The organism is Streptomyces sp. NPDC059874 (assembly GCF_042731135.1).
In the GTDB taxonomy this organism is placed as follows: domain Bacteria; phylum Actinomycetota; class Actinomycetes; order Streptomycetales; family Streptomycetaceae; genus Streptomyces.
On the sequence record NZ_JBHWJY010000018.1, the window covers coordinates 24,096 to 43,832 of the forward strand.

A 19,737-nucleotide genomic window follows, 5' to 3' on the forward strand; every position below is an offset into this window, starting at 1 on the left:
TCAACAATCTGGACTTACCCGCCGAAGGCGGGCATGCGACACTGGCGTCGTGCGGACCTACGGTCAGTACTGTCCCATCGCCCGTGGCGCCGAGATCTTCGCCGAGCGCTGGACGCCGGTGATCATTCGCAACCTGTACCTGGGCTGCGGCAGCTTCGGTGAGATCCTCCAGGGCGCGCCCGGGCTCTCCCGCACCCTTCTCGCGCAGCGACTCAAGCAGCTCGAACGGCTCGGCATCGTCGAGTCGTCACTCAAACACGACGGGCACGGGCACCACTACGAGCTCACGTCCGCGGGGCACGAGCTCTTCAAGGTCTGTGTGTCGCTCGGCGAGTGGGGTGCCGCCTGGCTCGAGATCGCCCCCGAGCACCTCGATCCCTTCGTGGCGCTGTGGTCGATGTGCAACATGCTCCGCCGGGACCGGCTCCCGGACCGCCGCGTCGTCATCCGCTTCGACTTCACGGGTCGCCGGAGCCCGGAGCGGTACTGGCTGCTGATCGAACACTCGGACACCGAGATCTGCAAGACGTACCCCGGCGCCGACGAGGACCTCTTCGTCACGGCGGAGGCCGAAGCCTTCGTGAAATGGCACGCCGGGCAGCTCACCTGGGCCGAGGCCACCCGCGGCGACCGGATCCGACTCCACGGGCCGTCGTGGCTCGTACGAGCCTTCCCGACCTGGAACGCCAAGAGCGCCTTCGCACACATCAAGCCGGTCTCCCGGACGCGCGAGCCCGACGAAGCGGCCCGGGCATGACGAAGGCCCTCGGGGAACGGAGGCACCGCTCCCCGAGGGCCTTCAATGTCGGCTCACCGGAACCAGCCGGAACTAGAAGGTGAGGTTCCAGGAGTCGATCTTGCCGACGTCGCCGCCCGCGTTGTCGTTCACCCTGAGCTTCCAGGTGCCGTTCGCGACCTCCGAGGAGGCGTTCACGGTGTAGACCTGGTTGATGTTGTCGGCGCTGCCGCCCGACCGGTTGTGCACCGTGTAGACGGTGCCGTCCGGGGCGATCAGGTCGACCTTGAGGTCACCGATGTAGGTGTGCACGATGTTCACGCCCACCTTGAGGGTGGCCGGGGCGTTGCCGGTCACACCGCTGACGGTGATCGGGCTCTCCACGGTGGAGTTGTCGCTGATGGCGAAGTCGCCGAGGTTCTCGAAGTACTTGCCGGGCGGCGGGGTGGACCCGACCGCCTTCAGGGCATCGACCTGGCCCTCGCCGAAGAACCCGTTGTTGGCCGTCGTGCCCTTGCAGCGGCTGTCCGACGGGCAGGCGACGTCGTTGGCCTGGGTGGCCAGCTTGTCGCGGATCTGGGCCGGCGTGATGCCCGGGTTGGTGCTGGCGATGAGCGCCGCCACACCGGCGACGTGCGGGCTGGCCATCGACGTACCGCTCATGGTGGCGTAGGTGCCGCCCGGAGCGGTGGAGTAGACGTTGCTGCCCGGCGCGGCGACGTCGATGACGCCCTGGCCGAAGTTGGAGAACGAGGCCTTGGTGGTGCCGGTGCCGTTCGCCGCGACCGTGACCACGCCCGGGAGTTCGGTCGGGATGTCCAGGCACGCGTTGGTGATCGTGCGGGTCACCGGGGTCGAGTCGTTCGGGCTCGCCGTGTCGGTGGTCTTGTTGGCGAGGTCGTAGTTCTCGTTGCCCGCCGCGGCGACCTGGAGCGAACCCTTGCCCTCCGCGTACTCCTGGGCGCGCTTGACGCCCTCGATGATCGCGGCCTGGTCGGCGTTGTCCGGGCAGTTGAACTGCCACGGGTCCGTGTAATAGCTGTTGTTGGTGACCTTGAAGCCGTGGTCACCGGACCACATGAACCCGCAGACGGTGTTCTCGGCGAAGAAGAGCGAGGAGTTCGGCTCGGCGATGCGCACCGAGGAGATCTTCACGCCCGGGGCCACGCCGATGACGCCCTTGCCGTTCTTGGCGGCGGCGACCGTACCGGCCACGTGGGTGCCGTGGGTGCCCACGTCGCGCCAGGAACCCGCGCGGGTGTCCGGCTTGCCGTACGCGCAGGAGACGGAGTCGGCCGCGTTGAAGTTCGGGGCCAGGTCCTGGTGCTGGTCGTCCACACCGGTGTCCAGGATGCCGACCTTGACGGAGGCGGAGCCGGTGGTGACGGCCCAGGCCTGGTCGGCCTTGATCTGGGTCATGTCGACGCGGTTCGGCTCGCCCGCGGGCGTCGTCGCCTGCGACGGGTTGGCGGGCAGCGCCGGGTTGTAGGCGTCCGCCGGCACGTCCGAGGTGCGGGTGGCCCCGACCTGCTGGACCCCGCTCACGCCGCGCATCGTCGTGGCGAAGGTGCCCGACGCGGAGTGGGCGAGGACCACGCCGATGGCGTCGTAGTAATGGAAGACCGTGCCGCCGTTGGCGGCAACGGCGTTGCGCACCGCCGTGGTGTCACCGGGAGCGGTGATCACGAAGTAGGCGCGGGTGCCGGCAACCCAGGTCGCACTCTGGGAGGTCGGCGCCGCGGCCTTGGCCGCCGCGGGGGCGGAGGCGGACGGGGCGGCAGGGGAAACCGGGGCGGTGCCGGCGAGCGCGGCGGGGGCCCCGAAAGCGAGTGCGGCGCCGATGGTGGCGGCCAGCACGAGGGTACGTCGAGGTCGGCTGGATATGTGGGGTATCAATGCGTCCTCCGATGACGCGATGGTGCTGGTGGCACCTGTCGCGTCGTACGAAACGAGTGGTGGACGCAAGATGTCAGACGGATGCCCCGGTATGGAAGTACCTTTTACAGCACTACAGTTCTCGCGCCGGTGGCTGAAAATCGCCTATGTCGGCGGATGTCCGCGGATGTCGAGGGCCGGCCGGGCTGGGTACCGTGGGGGCGAACCCTGCCCGGCCGGCGTGCGCGGACGGACCGGCTAGGCCGGAACGCCGTTCTTGGAGTCGCCCGAAGGCTGCGCCGCGGCGGGGGCGTTCTGTGGGGAAGTGTCCGACTGTGCGGGAACGGTCGGCTCCGTCCCGTGCGCGTCGTCGACCAGCGTGGCCTCGTCGAACGGCAGCCGTCCGGCGAGGACTTCGCCGGCCCGCGCGTGGTCGAACTCCTTCGTCCACGTCCCGATGAGCACCGTCGCGATGGCGTTGCCCGCGAAGTTGGTCAGCGCCCGGGCCTCGCTCATGAACCGGTCGATGCCCACGATCAGGCCGACCCCGTCGACGAGTTCCGGCCGGTGCGACTGGAGTCCGCCGGCCAGCGTGGCCAGACCCGCGCCGGTCACGCCGGCCGCGCCCTTCGAGGCGATGATCATGAAGAGCAGCAGCGAGATCTGCTCGCCCAGCGCGAGCGGCTTGCCCATCGCCTCGGCGATGAACAGCGAGGACATCGTCAGGTAGATCGCGGTCCCGTCCAGGTTGAAGGAGTACCCGGTGGGCACCGTGATCCCGGTGACGGGACGCGAGACCCCCAGGTGCTCCATCTTCGCGATGAGCCGCGGCAGCGCCGACTCCGAGGAGGAGGTCGAGAGGATCAGCAGGAACTCGCGGCCCAGGTAGCGCAGCAGGGCGAACACGCTGACCCCCGTGCACACCCGCAGCAGTGTGCCCAGCACCAGGAAGACGAACAGCAGGCAGGTCGTGTAGAAGCCGATCATGATGACGGCCAGCGACTTGAGCGCGTCCATGCCCGTCGCCCCGACCACCGCCGCGATGGCGCCGAAGGCGCCCACCGGAGCCACCCACATGATCATCGCCAGCACCCGGAACACCAGCTTCTGCACGTGTCCGATCCCGCGCAGTACCGGCTCGCCCGCCGCGCCCATGGCCTGCAGCGCGAACCCGCACAGCAGCGCCACCAGCAGCGTCTGGAGCACCTGGCCCCCGGTGAAGGCGGACACCAGCGTGGTCGGGATGATGCCGAGCAGGAACTCCGGTGTGCTCTGGGCGCCGCCCGCCTTGGCCTGGGCCTCGCCCGCGTGCTTCGCAGCCTCGGTCAGGTGCAGCCCGCTGCCCGGTTCCAGCAGGTTCCCGACCAGCAGCCCGATCGCCAGCGCGACCGTGGACATGACCATGAAGTAGCCGAGGGCGAGCCCGCCCACCGCCCCCACCTTGGCGGCCTTGCGGACCGAGCCGATGCCCAGCACGATCGTGCAGAAGATCACCGGCGAGATCATCATCTTGATGAGGTTGACGAAGCCGGTGCCCAACGGCTTGAGCTCCACGGCCACGCCGGGCGCGGCGAAGCCGACGGCGATGCCGAGCAGCACCGCGGCGATCACCGCGATGTAGAGATAGTGCGTTCTGTCGCGCCTGGCGGCCACGATGCCTCCTGGTGGTGAATACGTTCGGGGAGACCATCGCCCAGCGCTGTGACCCCGGTCACCCTTGCGTTCATTGAGTTCACGACCCGGTGCACACTGAGCGCCATGTTCCGCTTCCCCCGGCCCCCGCGCAGCCTCGCCGGCCAGCTCTTCGCCATGCAGGTGCTGCTGGTCGCCGTGGTCGTCGCCGGGTGCGCCGTGTTCGCGTACGCCACCGCCCGCGGCCAGGCCGAGGAGGCCGCCCGGCGCCAGGCCGGTGCCGTGGCCCACGCCGTCGCGGACTCGCCGTCCGTACGCGAGGCCGTACGGGGATCCGCGCGCGGAACCGACCCGTCGGCCGCCCTCCAGCCCTACGCGGAGAAGGTCCGCACCGACTCCGGCGTGGACTTCGTGACGATCATGGCGCCCGACGGGCGGCGCTGGACCCACCCCGACCCGCGCCGCATCGGCGAGCCCTTCATGGGCAACACCGCCCCCGCGCTGCGCGGCGAGACCTTCAGCGAGACCTACACCGGCACGCTCGGCCCCTCCATCCGCGTGGTCACCCCGCTCACCGACGACGGCCGGATCGTCGGCCTCGTCAGCTCCGGGATCACCGTCCGCGCGATCAGCGACCGGCTCGCCGCGCAGCTCTCCGCGCTCGCCTGGGTCGCCGGCGGCGCGCTCGCCCTCGGCGGCCTGGGCACGTACGTGGTCAACGCCCGGCTGCGCCGCCACACGCACGGCATGAACGCGGCTGAACTGAGCCGGATGTACGACTACCACCAGGCGGCCCTGCACGGGGTCCGCGAGGGGCTGCTGCTGCTCGACGGGCAGCGCAGGATCACCCTCATCAACGACGCGGGCCGCGAACTCCTGGGCCTGCGGGGCGAGATCACCGGATCCGGCGCCGCCGACCTCGGACTGCCCGCCCCGCTCACCGGGGCGCTGCTCGCGGACCGGCCCCGGGTCGACGAGGTGCACCTGACCACCGACCGGGTGCTGGTCGTCAACAGCTCGCCGGTCGCGGGCGGCGGCCGCAAGGGCACCGTGGTCACCCTGCGCGACCACACCGAACTCCAGGCGCTCACCGGTGAGTTGGACCATGAGCGGGGATTCACCCAGGCGCTGCGCTCCCAGGCCCACGAGGCGGCCAACCGGCTGCACACCGTGGTCTCCCTGATCGAACTCGGCCGCGCCGACGAGGCGGTGGACTTCGCCACCGCCGAACTGGAGCTGGCCCAGGCGCTCACCGACCAGGTGATCACCGCGGTGGGGGAGCCGGTGCTGGTCGCGCTCCTGCTGGGCAAGGCCGCGCAGGCGCACGAGCGGGGAGTGGAGCTCGTCGTCACTCCCGACAGCCGCAGCCTCGCCGACGGGGGCGATCTGCCGCCCGCCCGAGACCTGGTCACCGTGCTGGGCAACCTCATCGACAACGCGGCCGACGCCGTCACCGCCGTCCCGGGGGCGCGGATAGCGGTGACCCTGCGGCCCGACGGGGACGAACTGCTGCTGCGGGTCGCCGACAACGGTCCCGGGCTGCCGGAGGGCGTGGACGTGTTCCGTCGGGGCTGGTCCGGCAAGGGCGAAGGGCGCGGCCTCGGCCTGGCGCTGGTCCGCCAGGTGGCGCAGCGCTACGGCGGCAGCGTGACCGCCGCCCAAGGCCCGGCCGGGGGCGCGGAGTTCACCGTACGGCTGCCCGTCGCGGGCGGTGTCCGGTGAGTGCGGGCGACGTACGGGTGCTGGTCGTCGAGGACGACCCCGTGGCCGCCGACGCGCACGCGCTGTACGTCGGGCGGGTGCCCGGCTTCACCGCCGTCGGCGTCGCCCACTCGCTCGCCGAGGCCACGCGCACCCTGGAGCGCACCCCGGTCGACCTGTTGCTGCTCGACCTGGGTCTGCCCGACGGGCACGGGCTGCGCTTCGCGCGCGGGCTGCGGGCCGCCGGGCATCCCGTCGACGTGATCGTGGTGACCTCCGCGCGGGACCTGGCCGTGGTCCGCGAGAGCGTCTCCCTCGGCGTGGTCCAGTACGTGCTGAAGCCCTTCGCCTTCCCGACCCTGCGCGAACGGCTCCTGCGCTACGCCGAGTTCCGCCAGACGGCGGGCGAGGCGGCCGGACAGGACGACGTGGACCGGGCGATGGCCGCCCTGCGCGCACCCCGCCCGGCCGAGCTCCCCAAGGGGCTGAGCGCGCCGACCCTGGACAAGGTCGCCGCCCTGCTGAGGGCGGCGACCGAGGGGCTGACCGCGGCGGGGGCGGCCGAGGCGGCCGGGATCTCGCGGATCACCGCCCGCCGCTACCTGGAGCACCTGGTGGACACCGGTCGCGCGGACCGCACTCCCCGGTACGGCCAGGTCGGCCGCCCCGAACTGCACTACCGCTGGCTGGCGGCGGCGGGCTCGGTGTCGAAGGTGTAGAACTTCCGGTGGTCCAGCATGTCCGCCGGGGTGACGTCGTTCCACGGCCGCATGGTGTCGTTCAGGTCCACCACGTTCGGGGTGCCGGCCGCCGGCAGGTACGTGGACTGCGGGTGGCGGGCCTGCCAGTCGGCCCACAGCTTGTCCACGAAGGCGTGGTGCATCCAGAAGACGGGGTCGTTGGGGGACACGCCGGTCGCCATCTGCCCGCCGACCCACACGTGCACCCGGTTGTGCAGGTTGGCGCCCCGCCAGCCCTCCAGGTGGTTGCGGAAGCCGTTCGAGGCGCTGTTCCAGGGGGCCGCGTCATACAGGGGCATCGCCAGTACGGCGTCCACTTCGGCTCTGGTCGGCAGTTCGGCGACGCCGGTGCCCAGCGCCCGGCGCAGGTAGGCGCGACCGTCCACCCGTACGTTCACGGTCCACTTCCCGGCCGCGTGGGCGAATGGCCCGTCGAGCACCTGCCCGTCGCGGGCCCGGCCGGTACCGCCGAGGAAGTCGGCCGCCCAGAGCGAGGAGCGGGAGGTGCGGTCGGCGGTCCAGTCCCAGTACGGCAGCGAAACGCTGCCGTCCACTTTCTGCAGCGCCGCCTCGAACTCCAGCAGGAAGCGCCGGTGCCAGGGCAGGAAGGAGGGGGAGCGATGACCGACCCGGTCGCCGGAATCGGTGTCGGCCATGATGAAGCCGTTGTGGGTGGTGACGAAGCGGTCGTACGTGCCGGTGCGCTTGAGCTCCAGCAGGGCGGCCGTGAAGGCGCGCTTCTCCTCGGGGGTGAGCGCGGCCTGGTTCTTGCGGACGGTCATGCCGCACCGCCGAACGGGACGAGCGCGGCGCCCTGGAGCTCGCGGACGGCGGCGCGGGCGAGGGAGCGCGGGTCGGAGTAGGTCTCGTAGTGGTTGACCACGCTGATCCAACTGCCGTCGGCGTTGCGCATCACGTGCAGTTCGCGGCCGTCTATTCGTACGGTGGGCAGTCCGGCGGAGTGGTGGCCGCCGTGGTGGCCGCCTCCGCCCTGGGTGATCTGGATGCGGCGGCCCTGGTAGACCTCGTCGGTGGCCGTGCCCGCGCGGCTCTGATCGAGAGGCGTCGTGGCGGGGGCCTGAGCGGCGTGCGCGGCGGTGGCCGCGATGCCGAATGCGGTGAGTGCGCCGGCAGTGGTGCCCGCTAAGGCCTGTCGACGGGTGATCTTGTTCATGACCCGAAGAGGTATCAGGACGACGCGGACAGCTGACCGATATCCGGACATCCATGGATAAGTTGCCGGTAGAACAAGTTGGATGATCTTCCCGTCCGAACCGGCTCCAGTGGCTCGAACGGGAAGACCTGTGGACAGAACCCTACTCGACGGGAAATCCTCCGGTTGTACCGGAGGGCTATGGAGGGGATCACACCGCCGGGTCGGCCGGAAGCGGTGGTGCGTGCCGGTCGGTCGTCAGCCACCTTCGTTCCTATGTGTCTCATATAGTCCCGATATGCCTCTTCATGAGACGAAAGACGAACGCGCACTCGACGCCTCCACGGACGTGTTCGCGTCCGCGCTGAGCGGCAAGGTGCTCCCCAAGTACCGGATGCCGGAGGACCACTCGCCCACCGAGGTGGTCTACCAGCTCCTCCACAACGAGCTGCTCCTCGACGGCAACGCCGCGCAGAACCTGGCCACCTTCTGCACCACCTGGTCGGACGACGGCGTGCACCGCCTGATGAACGAGTGCCTCGACAAGAACATGATCGACAAGGACGAGTACCCGCAGACCGCCGAGATCGAGGCGCGCTGCGTCAACATCCTCGCCGACCTGTGGCACGCCCCCGCCGGAACCGCCGCCACCGGCTGTTCCACCACCGGCTCCAGCGAGGCCGCCATGCTCGGCGGGCTCGCCCTCAAATGGCGCTGGCGCGAGCGCCGCCGCGCCCAGGGCCTGCCCGTGGACCGTCCCAACCTGGTGTGCGGCCCGGTCCAGATCTGCTGGGAGAAGTTCGCCCGCTACTTCGACGTCGAACTGCGCCAGGTCCCCCTGGAGGCCGGGGCAACCGGACTGCGCCCCCACCAGCTCGCCGCGTACGTCGACGAGAACACCATCGGCGTCGTCGCCATCCTCGGCGTCACCTACACCTGCGACTACGAGCCCGTCGCCGAGATCTCCGCCGAACTCGACCGGATCCAGGCCGAACACGGCTGGGACGTCCCCATCCACGTGGACGGCGCGAGCGGCGCCTTCGTCGCGCCCTTCCTGCACCCCGAGGTGGTCTGGGACTTCCGGCTGCCGCGCGTGGCCTCCGTCAACACCTCCGGCCACAAGTACGGGCTCGCGCCCCTCGGCGTCGGCTGGATCGTCTGGCGCACCGCCGACCTGCTCCCCGCGGAACTCGTCTTCGACGTGGACTACCTCGGCGGCGACATGCCGACCTTCGCCCTCAACTTCTCCCGGCCCGGCGGCGAGGTCATCGCCCAGTACTACCTCTTCCTGCGCCTCGGCCGCGGCGGCTACCGGCGCGTCCAGCAGGCCTGCGCCGACACCGCCCAGTACCTGGCCAGGGAGATCGCCGAGATCGGGCCCTTCTCCCTCCTCTACGACGGCCAGGGCGCGCTCCCCGCCGTCTCGTACGCGCTGACGGACCCGGCGGCGGCCGGCTTCACCCTCTACGACCTCTCCGACCGGCTGCGCATGCGCGGCTGGCAGGTGCCCTCGTACCCGCTGCCGGCCGACCGCGACGACACCGTCATCCAGCGCGTGCTCGTCCGGCACGGCGTGACCCGCGATCAGATCGCCCTCCTCGTCGCCGACCTGCGCCGGGCCGTCGAGCACCTCACCGCCACGCCCCCGCCCGTGCCCGCCACCGCGCCCCGGTCGGGCTTCCACCACTGACGGCAGGTCAGCCGGGCCGCCCGGATGCCGACCAGCGCATGCCCAGTGCGTCGAGGGCCTCGACCCGGTCCGGGCTGAGGGAGGCGGCGCGCGAGCGCTGATTGGCGATCCAGGCGCCCAGCCGGTACTCCTGGTCGCCGTACAGCTCGACGTGCTTACGGGGCACCCGCAGGTGCTTCTCGCGCATGTGGAACTGCTCGGCCGCCTCCAGATGGTCCGCCCACGCCTCGGCGTGGCTGCGGCGCGGCGCCGGACGTTCCTCCCGTGACGCCGGGGTCGCGCCGAGGGTGTGCTCCAGCAGCCAGCGCTGCGCCCACGACAGCCTCTCCCAGTTCAGCCGCTGGGTACGGACCCAGGCGCCCAAATCCTCGCCCTGGACCAGTACCTCGCCGGGCGCGAGCGGAAGTCGGCCGCCCGCGTCCAGATGGACCCGGGTCAGGTGGAAGGCGCGCTGCCAGGAGATCTCCCAGGCCGGGCACCAGGAGGCGTCCACCGCCTCCAGGGCCTCCCGCCGCTCCTCCGACAGGGCCCCCGGCCCCTCCCGGCGGGCCGCGGCACGCTGGTTCTTCACCCACACCCCGACCGGGGCGCCCGCCCAGGTGGCGTCCACCGGCGGCAGCAGGTGCCCGTGCTCCGCAGCCCAGGCGCGGGCCGCCGCGAGCCCTTCCTCGAAGGCGACGTCGAAGTGGCTCCACACCATGCCGAGTTCGTCGAGCTCGGCCGCCCGCTCCCGGCCCAGGGCGCCCCGGCGGTAGGTGCGCCGCACGTCCGCGATCCACTGGCCGAGCGGGAACCGGGCGAGCCCGGGCGGCCACGCCTCGTCGCCCGCCGGCACCTTGTAGCCGAAGGGCACCTTCAGGTCCCCCGCCGTGGCGGCGTAGATCCGGGCGGCCTCGACCCCGCGCCGCCAGTGCTCGTGTTCCGGGTTCAGGACGCGCAGCCGGACGAAGGCGGCCAGCAGCGCCGGGTCCCGCGGCGTGGAGAAGCTCAGCAGGCTCTCGGCGCCGCCGCTGAGGCCGCCCGAGGTCGCCGCGCCGGCGGGCCCGCCCGGAACCTGCGGCTGGGCCAGGGACTCGACCAGCCGGGTGTCGTGCGCCCGCAGCGCCTCCAGCAGCCGCGCCAGGTCCCCGTACGCCCGGGAGGTCAGCATCTCCGCCGGGCTCTCGCCCGGTCCCAGCAGGACGGGCACCACCAGCGAGGCGACCTTGCCCTCCCCGGGATGGATCCGCAGCGCCCGCCCGACCGCCTGGACCAGGTCGGGCATGGATCCCCGTACGTCGGCCCAGAAGACCGAGTCGCACTCCTTGGTGTCCACGCCCTCGCCCAGTACCCGGACGCTGCCCAGGAACGCCTTCTCCGCGACCCGGTCGTCGGCGAAGGCACCCAGCACCCGCCGCCGGTGCGCCGCCGAGTGCTGCCCGCACAGCCAGTCCGCCCAGACCCTGCGGGGATACACCGGCCGCGGGCTGCGGCTCGTCAGCCTCAGCCGTTTGGCCACGGCGGGCAGACCGGCCGCGAAGGCCTCGGCCTCCTTCGTCAGGTGGTGGAAGACCAGCGTCCGCCGGAACCCCTGGTGCACCGCGGCTTTGACGAGCGCCGTCTGGAGGGCGGCCAGCCGGGCGCCGCGCACCTCGTCGGAACGCCCGTCGCGGCCCATGAGGACGGCCGCCTGGAACCCCGGATCGGTCACGTCCACGCACACGACCCGGTAGGGGGCGCAGATCCCGCGGTCGATGGCCTCGGACAGCGAGAGCGTGTGGCACCGGGCACCGAAGGGCCCCCGCGGATCGTCCTCCATGGACGCGACCAGCTCACCGCGCCCCTTGGCGGCGCTCCCGCCGCCCCGCTCCTCGCTCTCCTCGCCGTCCTGCCAGACCCGCGGCGTGGCCGTGAGGTAGAGCCGCCGGACGGCGGGGATGCGCGTGTTGTCGTGGACCACCGCCCAGGGTTTCCCGATCCGCCCGGAGGTACGGTGCGCCTCGTCGACCACGACCAGGTCCCAGCCGGGCAGCCCGGCGAGATGCGCCCGCTCGACGATGCCCAGACCCAGCGAGGCGTACGTGGCGAAGACGGTCAGCCGGTCCACCGAGGGGCCGCCCCAGCGCGCCAGCTCGGCCGGATCGGTCGTCGTGGGCACCCCCGCGTCCTCGCCGCGCAGCGAGCACACGGCGAGGGACCGCCCGGTCCGGCCGCCGTCCCGCCAGGCCGCGGTCGTCTGCACCAGCAGGTCCAGGGACGGCACCAGCACGAGCACCCGTCCGGCCCGCAGCTCCTCGGCCGAGCGGACCGCGACCAGGGACTTCCCCGAACCCGTCGCCATGATCACCTGGGTGCGCAGCCCCGCTTCGGGGACCCGGCCCCCGGCGGGCAGCTCCAGCGCCCGCACCACGGCGTCAACGGCCTCACGCTGATGCGGGCGAAGTTCCTTCCTCGCCACTACGTCACCCACCCCTGTGATCTGCTGATTCGTCTCCAGCTCCTATCCTGCCCTGATTTTGACGCAAGTGCGGGGAGATTCGTGACGCGGGTCACACGGGCGAGTGTCACGTCCCGCGGGGCTGACTTGTCCCATGGGCATGAACGAGACCAAGAACGTACTGCTGGCCGGGGCGAGCGGAGTCCTGGGACGCCACATCACCGAGGCGCTCACCCGCACCGGATACACCGTGATCGGCCTCGGCCGCGGCGCCGGCGCCGATGTCCGGGCCGACCTGATGGACCGCGACGGGTTGCTGCGCGCGGTCGACGGCCTCAAGGTCGACACCGTCGTGCACGCCGCCACCGCCCTGCGCACGGCACCGATGAGACACAAGGACATGTTCGCCACCGACGACCTGCGGCTGACCGGGACCGGGCACCTGATGGACGCCGCTCGCGCCGTCGGCGCCCGCCGCGTCATCGCCGAGTCGATGGTCTTCGGGTACGGCTACCGGGACTTCGGTGACCACGTGATCACCGAGGACACCGATCTGTACGGCCCGACCGGCGACCCGGCCGTGGAACGCCACCTCGAAGGCATGCGGGTCAAGGAACAACTGATCCTCGGCGACCGCGACATCGAGGGGATCTCGTTGCGCTTCGGGCTCTTCTACGGCGCGGGCGGCACCGAGGCGCTCGCGCAGATGCTGCGCAAGCGGCAGATCCCGGCGATCGCCGACCACGGCAGGGTGCTGCCCTGGGTCGACCTCGCGGACGCCGGCCGCGCCGTGGCCCTCGCCGTCGAAGGCGGCCGCGCGGGGCAGGCGTACAACATCGTCGACGACACCCCGATGGGCTTCGGCGCGCACGTCAAGGCGGCCGCCGAGGCGTTCGGCACCCCGAAGCCACTGTCCGTGCCCACCTGGCTGATGCGCCCCTTCCCCTACGTCCACCGGGTCGTCACCACGAACATGCGGGTGTCCAACGCCAAGGCGCGGGCCGGTCTCGGGTGGACGCCGAGCCACCCGGGATGCGCCGACGCCCTGAGCGCCCTCGCGGGAAACCGAGACGGATCTTGATCGGTCGGCGGGGTGGTGCCACCGTAACGATCATGACCGACCATTTCGAGGAGTACCGGCGACTGCTGTTCGGGACCGCCTACCGGATGCTGGGCAGCGTCGCCGACGCCGAGGACATCGTGCAGGACGCGTGGCTCGCCTGGCACCGCACCGAGCGGACGTCCGTCGAGAACCCCAAGGCCTACCTGGTGCGTACCGTCACCAACCTCAGCCTGAACCGGCTCAAGTCCGCCCAGGTCGTGCGTGAGGCGTACGTCGGGCCCTGGCTCCCCGAGCCCCTCCTCACCTCGCCCGACATCGCCGAGGAGGCCGAATTGGCCGACACCGTCTCGATGGCGGTCCTGGTCGTCCTGGAGACCCTGACGCCGACCGAGCGCGCCGTGTTCGTGCTCCGCGAGGTGTTCGGCTACTCCCACGCGGAGATCGCCGAGGTCGTCGGGAAGTCCGAGGCGGCCGTCCGTCAGTCCGCGCACCGGGCCCGTGAACACGTACAGGCCCGCCGCCCCCGCTTCACCACCGAGGCCGCCGAACAGCGCGAGATCGCCGAGAAGTTCCGCGCGGCCTGCGCCGGCGGCGACCTCGGCGAGGTGCTCGAACTCCTCGCCCCCGACGTCGTCTCCTGGTCGGACGGCGGGGGCGTCGTCACGGCAGCCCGCCGCCCCCTGCACGGGCCGGACCACGTCGCCCGCTGGCTCCTCGGCGTGCTGGCCAAACCCGAGGTCCAGGGCGTCGAGATGCACCCCGCCGAGATCAACGGCGAGCCCGGCCTGCTGCTGGTGTACGGCGGCGTGAACTCCGGCGCCCTCACCTTCGACGCCGTGGACGGCCGGATCACCGCGCTGCGCCTCGCGATCAATCCGGAGAAGCTGCGCGGCCTCCAGCCCTGAACGGGGGCCGCGCCCCGCGGCTACCGGGCGCCGAAGTTCTGCGTCCACCAAGGGCCGCCCGAGCCCTGGTGGATACCGACACCGATGTCCTTGAAGGCGCAGTTGAGGATGTTCGCGCGGTGGCCCGGGCTGTTCATCCAGGAGTCCATGACCGACTTCGCGGTCGCCTGGCCCCGCGCGATGTTCTCCCCGTACGTCGACCAGCGGTACCCGGCGGCGGTCGTCCGCTGACCCGGGTCCGCGCCGTCGGGGTTGGTGTGGTCGAAGAAGTTCCGCGCCGCCATGTCGTCCGAGTGCCCCTGAGCGGCCGCCCGCAGCTGCGAGTCCTCCTTGAGGGGGCCGCAGCCGGCCGCCGCCCGCTCGGAGTTGACCAGGGCCACGACCTGCCCGGCCAGCCCCTGCGGCGCCGGCGCCGGCGCGGGAGCGGAGGTCCGCTGGGTGGGGGAGGCGGAGGTCTTCGCGGGGGTCGGCTTGGGGCTCGGACCGGCCGAAGCCGAGGCCGACGGCGAAGGAGAGGGCGAAGGCGAGGGCGAGGCCGACGCGGAGGGGAGCGGGGGCGCGGACTCGGTCGCCGCGAGCGCGACCGCCGGGGCGGCGGGCTCGTCCCCGTCCTTCGGGCCGCCGGATCCGGGGAGCGTGCCCAGGTACACCAGTCCGCCGCCCGCCACACAGGCGGCGATCACCGCGGCGCCGACCACGCGGCGGCGCTGCTGCCGACGCCGGCGCAAGGCGCCACGGCCACCGTCCGCCCCGCCGGCCGTGGTGCCGACCTGGGCGAGCTGGTCCGGGTCGTCGGCGAAGGCGGCGGCCGTGGGGGCGAAGCCGGCCGCCCCGGCCGTACGGGTCCAGGCGAGCAGCGCCGCCGAAAGGGGGACGAGTGCCAGTCCGGCCAGCAGTCCCTCCGCCGGAACCAGGCCGCTCCACAGGCCGGAGCATCGTATGCACTCACGCGCGTGGCGGGCTATTCGCTTGCGCCACAGCGCGGACGGCTCCCCGTCCCAGGACGCCACCACGGCCCGCAACTCCTCACACCGCGGCTGTGCGTCCAGCGCCCGTTCCACCACTCGGGCCGATTCCAGCTGTGCCTTCATCCGCTGCACCCGTACGGCCGCGTGCTGCCCGGGCAGCTCCAGGGCGGCGGCCACCTCGGCCCGGGTCAGCTCCCCGGCGCACTCCAGCCACCACAGCGACAGCAGCGCCCGGTCGTCGGGCTCCAGCCAGCGCGTGGCCCGCGCCGTCTCGCGACGCTGCCCCGACAGGTTCAGGCGTGCGACGGTCAGGTCGACGAAGTCGGCCCCCGGGTCGGCCAGGTCGTCGGCCGCGTCCAGGGCGGCGCTGTCGCCGAAGCCGCTCTGCCGGGCCTGCCAGTGCGCCCGGACCCGGTTCATCGCGATCGCCACCAGCCAGGACCGGAAACTCTCGTCGGAGCGCAGGCCGCCCAGCCCGTCGAGCGCACGCAGCATGGTGTCCTGCACCACGTCGTCCACGTCGCAGGACCCGTTCAGGGCGCGCCCGACGATGTTGTAGACCAGCGGCAGATGGGAGGCGACGAGCTCGTCCTGCGCCCGGGGATCGCCCGCGCGAGCCGCTGCCACCAGCGCTGCCGTCTGCTGAGTACTCATGTGATGTCCCTGTCCGTACCGGCGGTCGATGTTGCCCAATACCTGGGAGACCGTCGAGAGGGGCCTCGATAACAGTTATCCGGAATCAGGTTTTCCCGGCGTCCGCGTCCGGCGGCCATCATCCCTCCTCCCCGTCACAGCAGCGGAGCCAGGGCCTCCGTCGCGGCGAGCAGGGCGGCCGCGTACGTCTCGATTTCCTCGCGGGAGACCAGGAAGGTGACGGTCGGCACGCTCACTCCGCCGACCGGGTGGCCGCGGGCTGCTCAAGACGTCCCGCCCGGCCGACGCACTGGCCCTCGTCGACACCGACGAGCCGCGCACCGCGGCCGCCCGCTACCGCGCACCGCGGCCGCCCACTACCGCGCGCCCGCGCGGTCGCGGTCACCGTGGGAGCCGACCGGCTGCTGCTGGACGACGGCACGGGCGGCGTCGGCCACCACCCCGTGCCGGTCACCCGGCTCCGGTCGACGCGACCGGGGCCGGGGAGTGCTTCACCGGGACCGCCACCGCCCGGCTCGCCCTCGGCGACACCCTCGCGGACGCCGTGGCGTACGGCCCGGCCGCCGCCTCCCTCTCGGTCTCCGGGCGCGGGGACACCGGGCACGTGCCGGCCTTCCGGGAGACGGCGGCCCTGGCCGCTCGGGCGGTGCTCAGGCGGCGCTCAGGAGAGCGACTTCCTCCGGCGTGAGGCGCAGCGCGCCCGCGGCGATGTTCTCGACCAGGTGGTCCGGGTTTCCGGTACCCGTGATCGAAAGGACGTGCGGACCGCGGCTCAACGTCCACGCCAGGCGCAGCTGCGCCGCCGACACCCCGTGCGCCTCCGCGACCGCCCGCACCCGCTCGCCGTCGTCCGCCACCACTCCGGCCTCCTTGCCCGCGCCGGCTATGGCGAAGAACGGCACGAAGGCAATGCCCTGTTCCCCGCACGCGTCCGCGAAGGCGTGGTCCTCGGCGGGCGAGCCGATCCCGTACGGGTTCTGCACGCACACCACCGGCGCGATGGCCCGCGCCTCGGCGAGGTGGTCGGCGCGGGCGTTCGAGATGCCCAGGTGCCGGATCAGGCCCGCCTCGCGGAGCGCGGCGAGCGCCCCGAAGTGCTCGGCGACCGACCCGGTCGTCTCCCGGCGCGGGATCCGGAGGTTGACCACGTCGAGGTGGTCCCGGCCGAGCTGGCGCAGGTTCTCCTCGACCTGCCCGCGCAACTGCTCGGGTGTGGCCCACCACCAGTTGCCTCCCGCGTCGCGGCCCGGCCCGACCTTGGTGGTGATGACGAGCTCGTCGGCGTACGGGGCGAGCGCGCGGTTGATCAGCTCGTTGGCGGAGCGCAGCGGTGAGAAGTAGAACGCGGCGGTGTCGATGTGGTTCACGCCGAGCTCGACGGCCCGGCGCAGCACGCCGGTCACCCGCTCGCGGTCGCTGGGGGAGCCGTCGGCGAGGTGCGTGAGCCGCATCGCGCCGAAGCCGATCCGGTTGACGGTCAGGTCGCCGAGCGTCCAGGTACCGGCCGCGGCCGCAGTGATCGTTTCTGTCATTGCGTGACCATACCGGGCTCGTTGACCCATCCGGCGGCCAGCACCAGCCGGGAGGTCCGGTGGACGGCCAGGAAGCCGAAGGGGCGGTCGAAGCGGACCTCGGCGTGGCGGACCCGGTACCTCAGTCGCGGTGCGGCGCAGCCGGCCGCAGCCGCGACGGCGGTGACGGCCGCGGCCTCGAACCCCTTCGCGTCGAAACGGGCCAGGGCCGACTGGCGGGCCGAATCGACGGCCAGCTCTTCGGAACTGATGCCGGGGAAGTGCCCGTGGTCCCTGTCGGTGGCGGTCTCCAGCCCGAACAGTCGGGCCTGGCTCAGGAGGTCGTGCTCCGCTCGGACTTCGAACGCGACGGTTCTGATGTTCAGCCAGGGGGTGGGGTGCACGGCCGCCGCGGTACCGATGGACAGCCCCGGTCCGGGGTTCCCCTCGTGGAGGGAGCGCGCGCCCGTGGACGCGAGGGACCTGGTGACGGCATCGATCCCGGTGCCGAGGGTCTCGCCGGGCGGTGAATCGGGCTCCCCCAGCACCAGGTGGACGTCCACCCCGGTGTTTCCGACCACCTCCAGCAGGGTGACCGGACCGGTCGGGCCGTGCGCCACTCGGACCCGGTCCAGGAGGGAGGTGCTGCGACCCAGTAGGCGCAGTCGTCGACCGGCCCAGGGGCCCTCATCGATGTCGCCGCACCACTCGCGGAACGGGCGGATCCACTTCAACCGCAGCGCCAGCGCGGAGGCGAGGACGAACCGGGTTTCCTCGTCGACGGCCACCGGCATGCGCTCGATCAGGCCGCCGGTGCGGTCCGAAGCCCAGGCGTCCACGATCTTGCCGTCGGTCTGCGTGTCACCGGTCAGCGTTCCCAGGGCCCCCGCCGGGAGCTTCGCCGACCAGCGCTCCTCCAGCGGGAGATCGGCCTTGGACCACAACCCGGTCGCCGCCTGAAGGCCCCGTACGTCGGCCAGCGCGCCCAGCAGCTCCCGCGCGGCCTCGGCAGCGGCGTCGGCGGGTATGCCCAGGGCCTGCGCCAGTTCCGCGCGGGCCGGACCGCCCGCGCCGTCCGCCAGCAGGGCGAGCAGCGGCCAGACACCGGCCGCGGTGAACACCGTGCCCGGCCCGTCGGCCGGGGCCTCGGCCGCCCAGCGCTTCGAAAGGCGATTGACCGCCCGTACAGTCGAGTTCCTCATGCGGGGGAGGGTACGTGGAGTGGCACCGCCGGGCCGGGTGATTTTCCACGGCCCGGCGGCGCCGGTCTTGTGGCCGGCCGACCGGCCGGTCAGCGGCCGTGCAGGCCCCGGTCGACGGCCGTCATCAGCTCGCCGTCGGCGGTGTCCGCGTCCAGCGACCAGAACATCGCGCCGCCCAGGCCGTGTTCGCGGATGTAGCCGGTCTTGGCGCGCAGCACCTGCGGGTCGTCGTACGTCCACAGGGTGGTTCCGTCGAACAGCCAGGCGTGGCCGCCGCGCCGGTCCCGGTGGACCTGGTAGGTCCCCGAATCGGCGAGCTTCTTCAACGCCTTGTAGTCCTCGTACCCGGCGGACCAGGTGGCCGGTGCCGGGCCGGTCGCGGGCTGCCCCATGCCGTCCCCGCCGCCGCTCACACCCGTCCAGCCCTGCCCGTAGAACGGCATGCCCACCACCAGCTTGTGTGCGGGCGCCCCGCGCCGGCGCCAGGCGTCCACGGTGCCGTCGACGCTGAAGTCGCCCCGGGCGTGGAGCGCGGACTGCTGGGCGGTGACCGGCTCGCCCGAGACGTGGAAGTCGTAGCCCTGGAGCGTCACGAAGTCCAGGTGGCGCATGATGCGACGGACGTCGAAACCCGCGTCGATCTTGGCGGGGGCGGTCGGGACGAAGGCCGTCAGCTCGTACGCCGTCTTCCGCTTCTGGCCGCGCGCGTACGCGTCGAGCTGGGTGCGGAACTCCTTGACGAGCTCGGCGAAGTTCTCCTTGTCCTCCGGGCGGAACTTCGTGTCGGCGTCACCGGCCGAGCCGGGCCACTCCCAGTCGAGGTCGATCCCGTCGAACACGCCCGCGGCCGCCCCGGCGCCACCGCGGGTGCCGTCCTGCGGGAGGTTGCCCTTGATGTACAGGTCGATGCAGGACTCGACGAAGGCCTTGCGGGAGGCCGGAGTGAGGGCGGCGTCCGAGAAGTGCGTGGACCAGCTCCAACCGCCCAGCGAGATCAGCACCTTGAGCCCGGGGTGCTTGGCCTTGAGCTCGCGCAGCTGGTTGAAGTTGCCCGCGAGTGGCTGGTCCCAGGTGTCGGCGACCCCGTCGACGGAGTTCTCGGCATCGAGCGGGCGCGCGTAGTCGGCCCAGGCGTCCGCCTCGCCGGGCACGTTCCCGGTGAAGCACTTGCCCTGCGGACTGACGTTGCCGAAGGCGTAGTTGACGTGGGTGAGCTTGCCGGCGGAGCCGTTCGCCTCCAGGTCCTGGACCTGGAAGTCCCGCCCGTAGACGCCCCACTGGGTGAAGTAGCCGACCTTCTTGTACGGGCGGTCGTGGCCGCCGTCCGCCTGCGCGGCGGCGGGCGCGAAGGCGGTCAGCAGGGAGAGGGAGCAGGCGGCGACGGCCAGCCTGCCGAGCATGCTGCGGCGCATGGGCTTCCTTTGCGGATGCGGGGAGTGAGGCGTGTGCGCGTGCGCTGTGCATGCCGGAAACTATTGGTCTGGACCAGGT

16 protein-coding genes are annotated in these 19,737 nt (G+C 72.3%); 7 read left to right on the plus strand and 9 right to left on the minus strand.

Annotated features, from left to right (window positions below):
* The first annotated feature begins 49 nt into the window (after positions 1–49).
* Positions 50–757, plus strand: a complete 708-nt coding sequence (locus ACFV9H_RS13190; protein ID WP_385397102.1) for a winged helix-turn-helix transcriptional regulator — start codon at positions 50–52, stop codon at positions 755–757.
* 72 nt (positions 758–829) lie between these two features.
* On the opposite strand, the gene ACFV9H_RS13195 is transcribed toward ACFV9H_RS13190, so the two are convergent.
* Together ACFV9H_RS13195 and ACFV9H_RS13200 are read right to left on the minus strand one after the other, a co-directional pair.
* Entirely contained in the window at positions 830–2,593 is a 1,764-nt protein-coding gene (locus ACFV9H_RS13195) for a S8 family serine peptidase (protein WP_385397104.1), read from the minus strand.
* Positions 2,594–2,869: 276 nt separating this feature from the next.
* Complete coding sequence (locus ACFV9H_RS13200; RefSeq protein WP_385397106.1) at positions 2,870–4,264, minus strand: cation:dicarboxylate symporter family transporter; 1,395 nt, start codon at positions 4,262–4,264, stop codon at positions 2,870–2,872.
* Positions 4,265–4,369: 105 nt separating this feature from the next.
* Here ACFV9H_RS13200 and ACFV9H_RS13205 point away from each other — a divergent pair, with 105 nt between their 5' ends.
* Together ACFV9H_RS13205 and ACFV9H_RS13210 are read left to right on the plus strand one after the other, a co-directional pair.
* Positions 4,370–5,965, plus strand: a complete 1,596-nt coding sequence (locus tag ACFV9H_RS13205) for an ATP-binding protein (RefSeq protein ID WP_385397108.1) — start codon at positions 4,370–4,372, stop codon at positions 5,963–5,965.
* Positions 5,962–6,663: a response regulator gene (locus tag ACFV9H_RS13210; protein WP_385397110.1), complete on the plus strand. Its 702-nt coding sequence runs from the start codon at positions 5,962–5,964 to the stop codon at positions 6,661–6,663. Before ACFV9H_RS13205 ends, ACFV9H_RS13210 begins: the two co-directional genes overlap by 4 nt.
* Here the strand turns inward: ACFV9H_RS13210 and ACFV9H_RS13215 are convergent.
* Both ACFV9H_RS13215 and ACFV9H_RS13220 read right to left on the minus strand, forming a co-directional pair.
* Positions 6,621–7,466, minus strand: coding sequence for a tyrosinase family protein (locus tag ACFV9H_RS13215; protein WP_385397112.1), 846 nt, complete (start codon positions 7,464–7,466; stop codon positions 6,621–6,623). The genes ACFV9H_RS13210 and ACFV9H_RS13215 overlap by 43 nt on opposite strands.
* Complete coding sequence (locus tag ACFV9H_RS13220) at positions 7,463–7,858, minus strand: tyrosinase cofactor (RefSeq protein ID WP_385397114.1); 396 nt, start codon at positions 7,856–7,858, stop codon at positions 7,463–7,465. Before ACFV9H_RS13220 ends, ACFV9H_RS13215 begins: the two co-directional genes overlap by 4 nt.
* Before the next feature lie 277 nt (positions 7,859–8,135).
* Between ACFV9H_RS13220 and ACFV9H_RS13225 the strand changes: the two genes are divergently transcribed.
* Entirely contained in the window at positions 8,136–9,527 is a 1,392-nt protein-coding gene (locus ACFV9H_RS13225) for a glutamate decarboxylase (RefSeq protein WP_385397116.1), read from the plus strand.
* A gap of 7 nt (positions 9,528–9,534) precedes the next feature.
* Here the strand turns inward: ACFV9H_RS13225 and ACFV9H_RS13230 are convergent, their stop codons facing one another.
* Entirely contained in the window at positions 9,535–11,964 is a 2,430-nt protein-coding gene (locus tag ACFV9H_RS13230) for a Helicase associated domain protein (protein WP_385397118.1), read from the minus strand.
* A 139-nt stretch (positions 11,965–12,103) separates the two neighbouring features.
* Between ACFV9H_RS13230 and ACFV9H_RS13235 the strand changes: the two genes are divergently transcribed.
* Both ACFV9H_RS13235 and ACFV9H_RS13240 read left to right on the plus strand, forming a co-directional pair.
* On the plus strand, positions 12,104–13,024 hold the full coding sequence (locus ACFV9H_RS13235; protein WP_385397120.1) for an NAD-dependent epimerase/dehydratase family protein: 921 nt from the start codon (positions 12,104–12,106) through the stop codon (positions 13,022–13,024).
* Between the two features lie 32 nt (positions 13,025–13,056).
* The gene (locus ACFV9H_RS13240; RefSeq protein ID WP_385397122.1) at positions 13,057–13,911 is read left to right on the plus strand and encodes an RNA polymerase sigma-70 factor; all 855 of its coding nucleotides are present in this window, start codon (positions 13,057–13,059) and stop codon (positions 13,909–13,911) included.
* Between the two features lie 20 nt (positions 13,912–13,931).
* On the opposite strand, the gene ACFV9H_RS13245 is transcribed toward ACFV9H_RS13240, so the two are convergent.
* Complete coding sequence (locus ACFV9H_RS13245) at positions 13,932–15,533, minus strand: sigma-70 family RNA polymerase sigma factor (RefSeq protein ID WP_385397124.1); 1,602 nt, start codon at positions 15,531–15,533, stop codon at positions 13,932–13,934.
* A 289-nt stretch (positions 15,534–15,822) separates the two neighbouring features.
* On the opposite strand from ACFV9H_RS13245, the gene ACFV9H_RS13250 reads away from it, so the two are divergent.
* Entirely contained in the window at positions 15,823–16,221 is a 399-nt protein-coding gene (locus ACFV9H_RS13250; RefSeq protein ID WP_385397249.1) for a PfkB family carbohydrate kinase, read from the plus strand.
* Here ACFV9H_RS13250 and ACFV9H_RS13255 read toward each other — a convergent pair.
* The 3 genes from ACFV9H_RS13255 to ACFV9H_RS13265 all read right to left on the minus strand — a co-directional run bounded on the left by ACFV9H_RS13255 (position 16,184) and on the right by ACFV9H_RS13265 (position 19,658).
* Positions 16,184–17,065: an aldo/keto reductase gene (locus ACFV9H_RS13255; protein ID WP_385397126.1), complete on the minus strand. Its 882-nt coding sequence runs from the start codon at positions 17,063–17,065 to the stop codon at positions 16,184–16,186. The two genes, ACFV9H_RS13250 and ACFV9H_RS13255, sit on opposite strands and share 38 nt — an antisense overlap.
* Positions 17,062–18,246 carry a serpin family protein gene (locus ACFV9H_RS13260; protein ID WP_385397128.1) on the minus strand — a complete coding sequence of 395 codons (1,185 nt, stop codon included), beginning with the start codon at positions 18,244–18,246 and terminating at the stop codon, positions 17,062–17,064. Before ACFV9H_RS13260 ends, ACFV9H_RS13255 begins: the two co-directional genes overlap by 4 nt.
* A gap of 89 nt (positions 18,247–18,335) precedes the next feature.
* Positions 18,336–19,658: a glycoside hydrolase family 18 protein gene (locus tag ACFV9H_RS13265; protein WP_385397130.1), complete on the minus strand. Its 1,323-nt coding sequence runs from the start codon at positions 19,656–19,658 to the stop codon at positions 18,336–18,338.
* Positions 19,659–19,737: the final 79 nt, after the last annotated feature.

Coding starts and splice junctions, on each gene's coding strand:
- ACFV9H_RS13205 (WP_385397108.1), top strand. CDS start 4,370: ATGTTCCGCTTCCCCCGGCCCCCGCGCAGCCTCGCCGGCCAGCTCTTC.
- ACFV9H_RS13215 (WP_385397112.1), bottom strand. CDS start 7,466: ATGACCGTCCGCAAGAACCAGGCCGCGCTCACCCCCGAGGAGAAGCGC.
- ACFV9H_RS13220 (WP_385397114.1), bottom strand. CDS start 7,858: ATGAACAAGATCACCCGTCGACAGGCCTTAGCGGGCACCACTGCCGGC.
- ACFV9H_RS13225 (WP_385397116.1), top strand. CDS start 8,136: ATGCCTCTTCATGAGACGAAAGACGAACGCGCACTCGACGCCTCCACG.
- ACFV9H_RS13235 (WP_385397120.1), top strand. CDS start 12,104: ATGAACGAGACCAAGAACGTACTGCTGGCCGGGGCGAGCGGAGTCCTG.
- ACFV9H_RS13240 (WP_385397122.1), top strand. CDS start 13,057: ATGACCGACCATTTCGAGGAGTACCGGCGACTGCTGTTCGGGACCGCC.
- ACFV9H_RS13245 (WP_385397124.1), bottom strand. CDS start 15,533: ATGAGTACTCAGCAGACGGCAGCGCTGGTGGCAGCGGCTCGCGCGGGC.
- ACFV9H_RS13255 (WP_385397126.1), bottom strand. CDS start 17,065: ATGACAGAAACGATCACTGCGGCCGCGGCCGGTACCTGGACGCTCGGC.
- ACFV9H_RS13260 (WP_385397128.1), bottom strand. CDS start 18,246: ATGAGGAACTCGACTGTACGGGCGGTCAATCGCCTTTCGAAGCGCTGG.
- ACFV9H_RS13265 (WP_385397130.1), bottom strand. CDS start 19,658: ATGCGCCGCAGCATGCTCGGCAGGCTGGCCGTCGCCGCCTGCTCCCTC.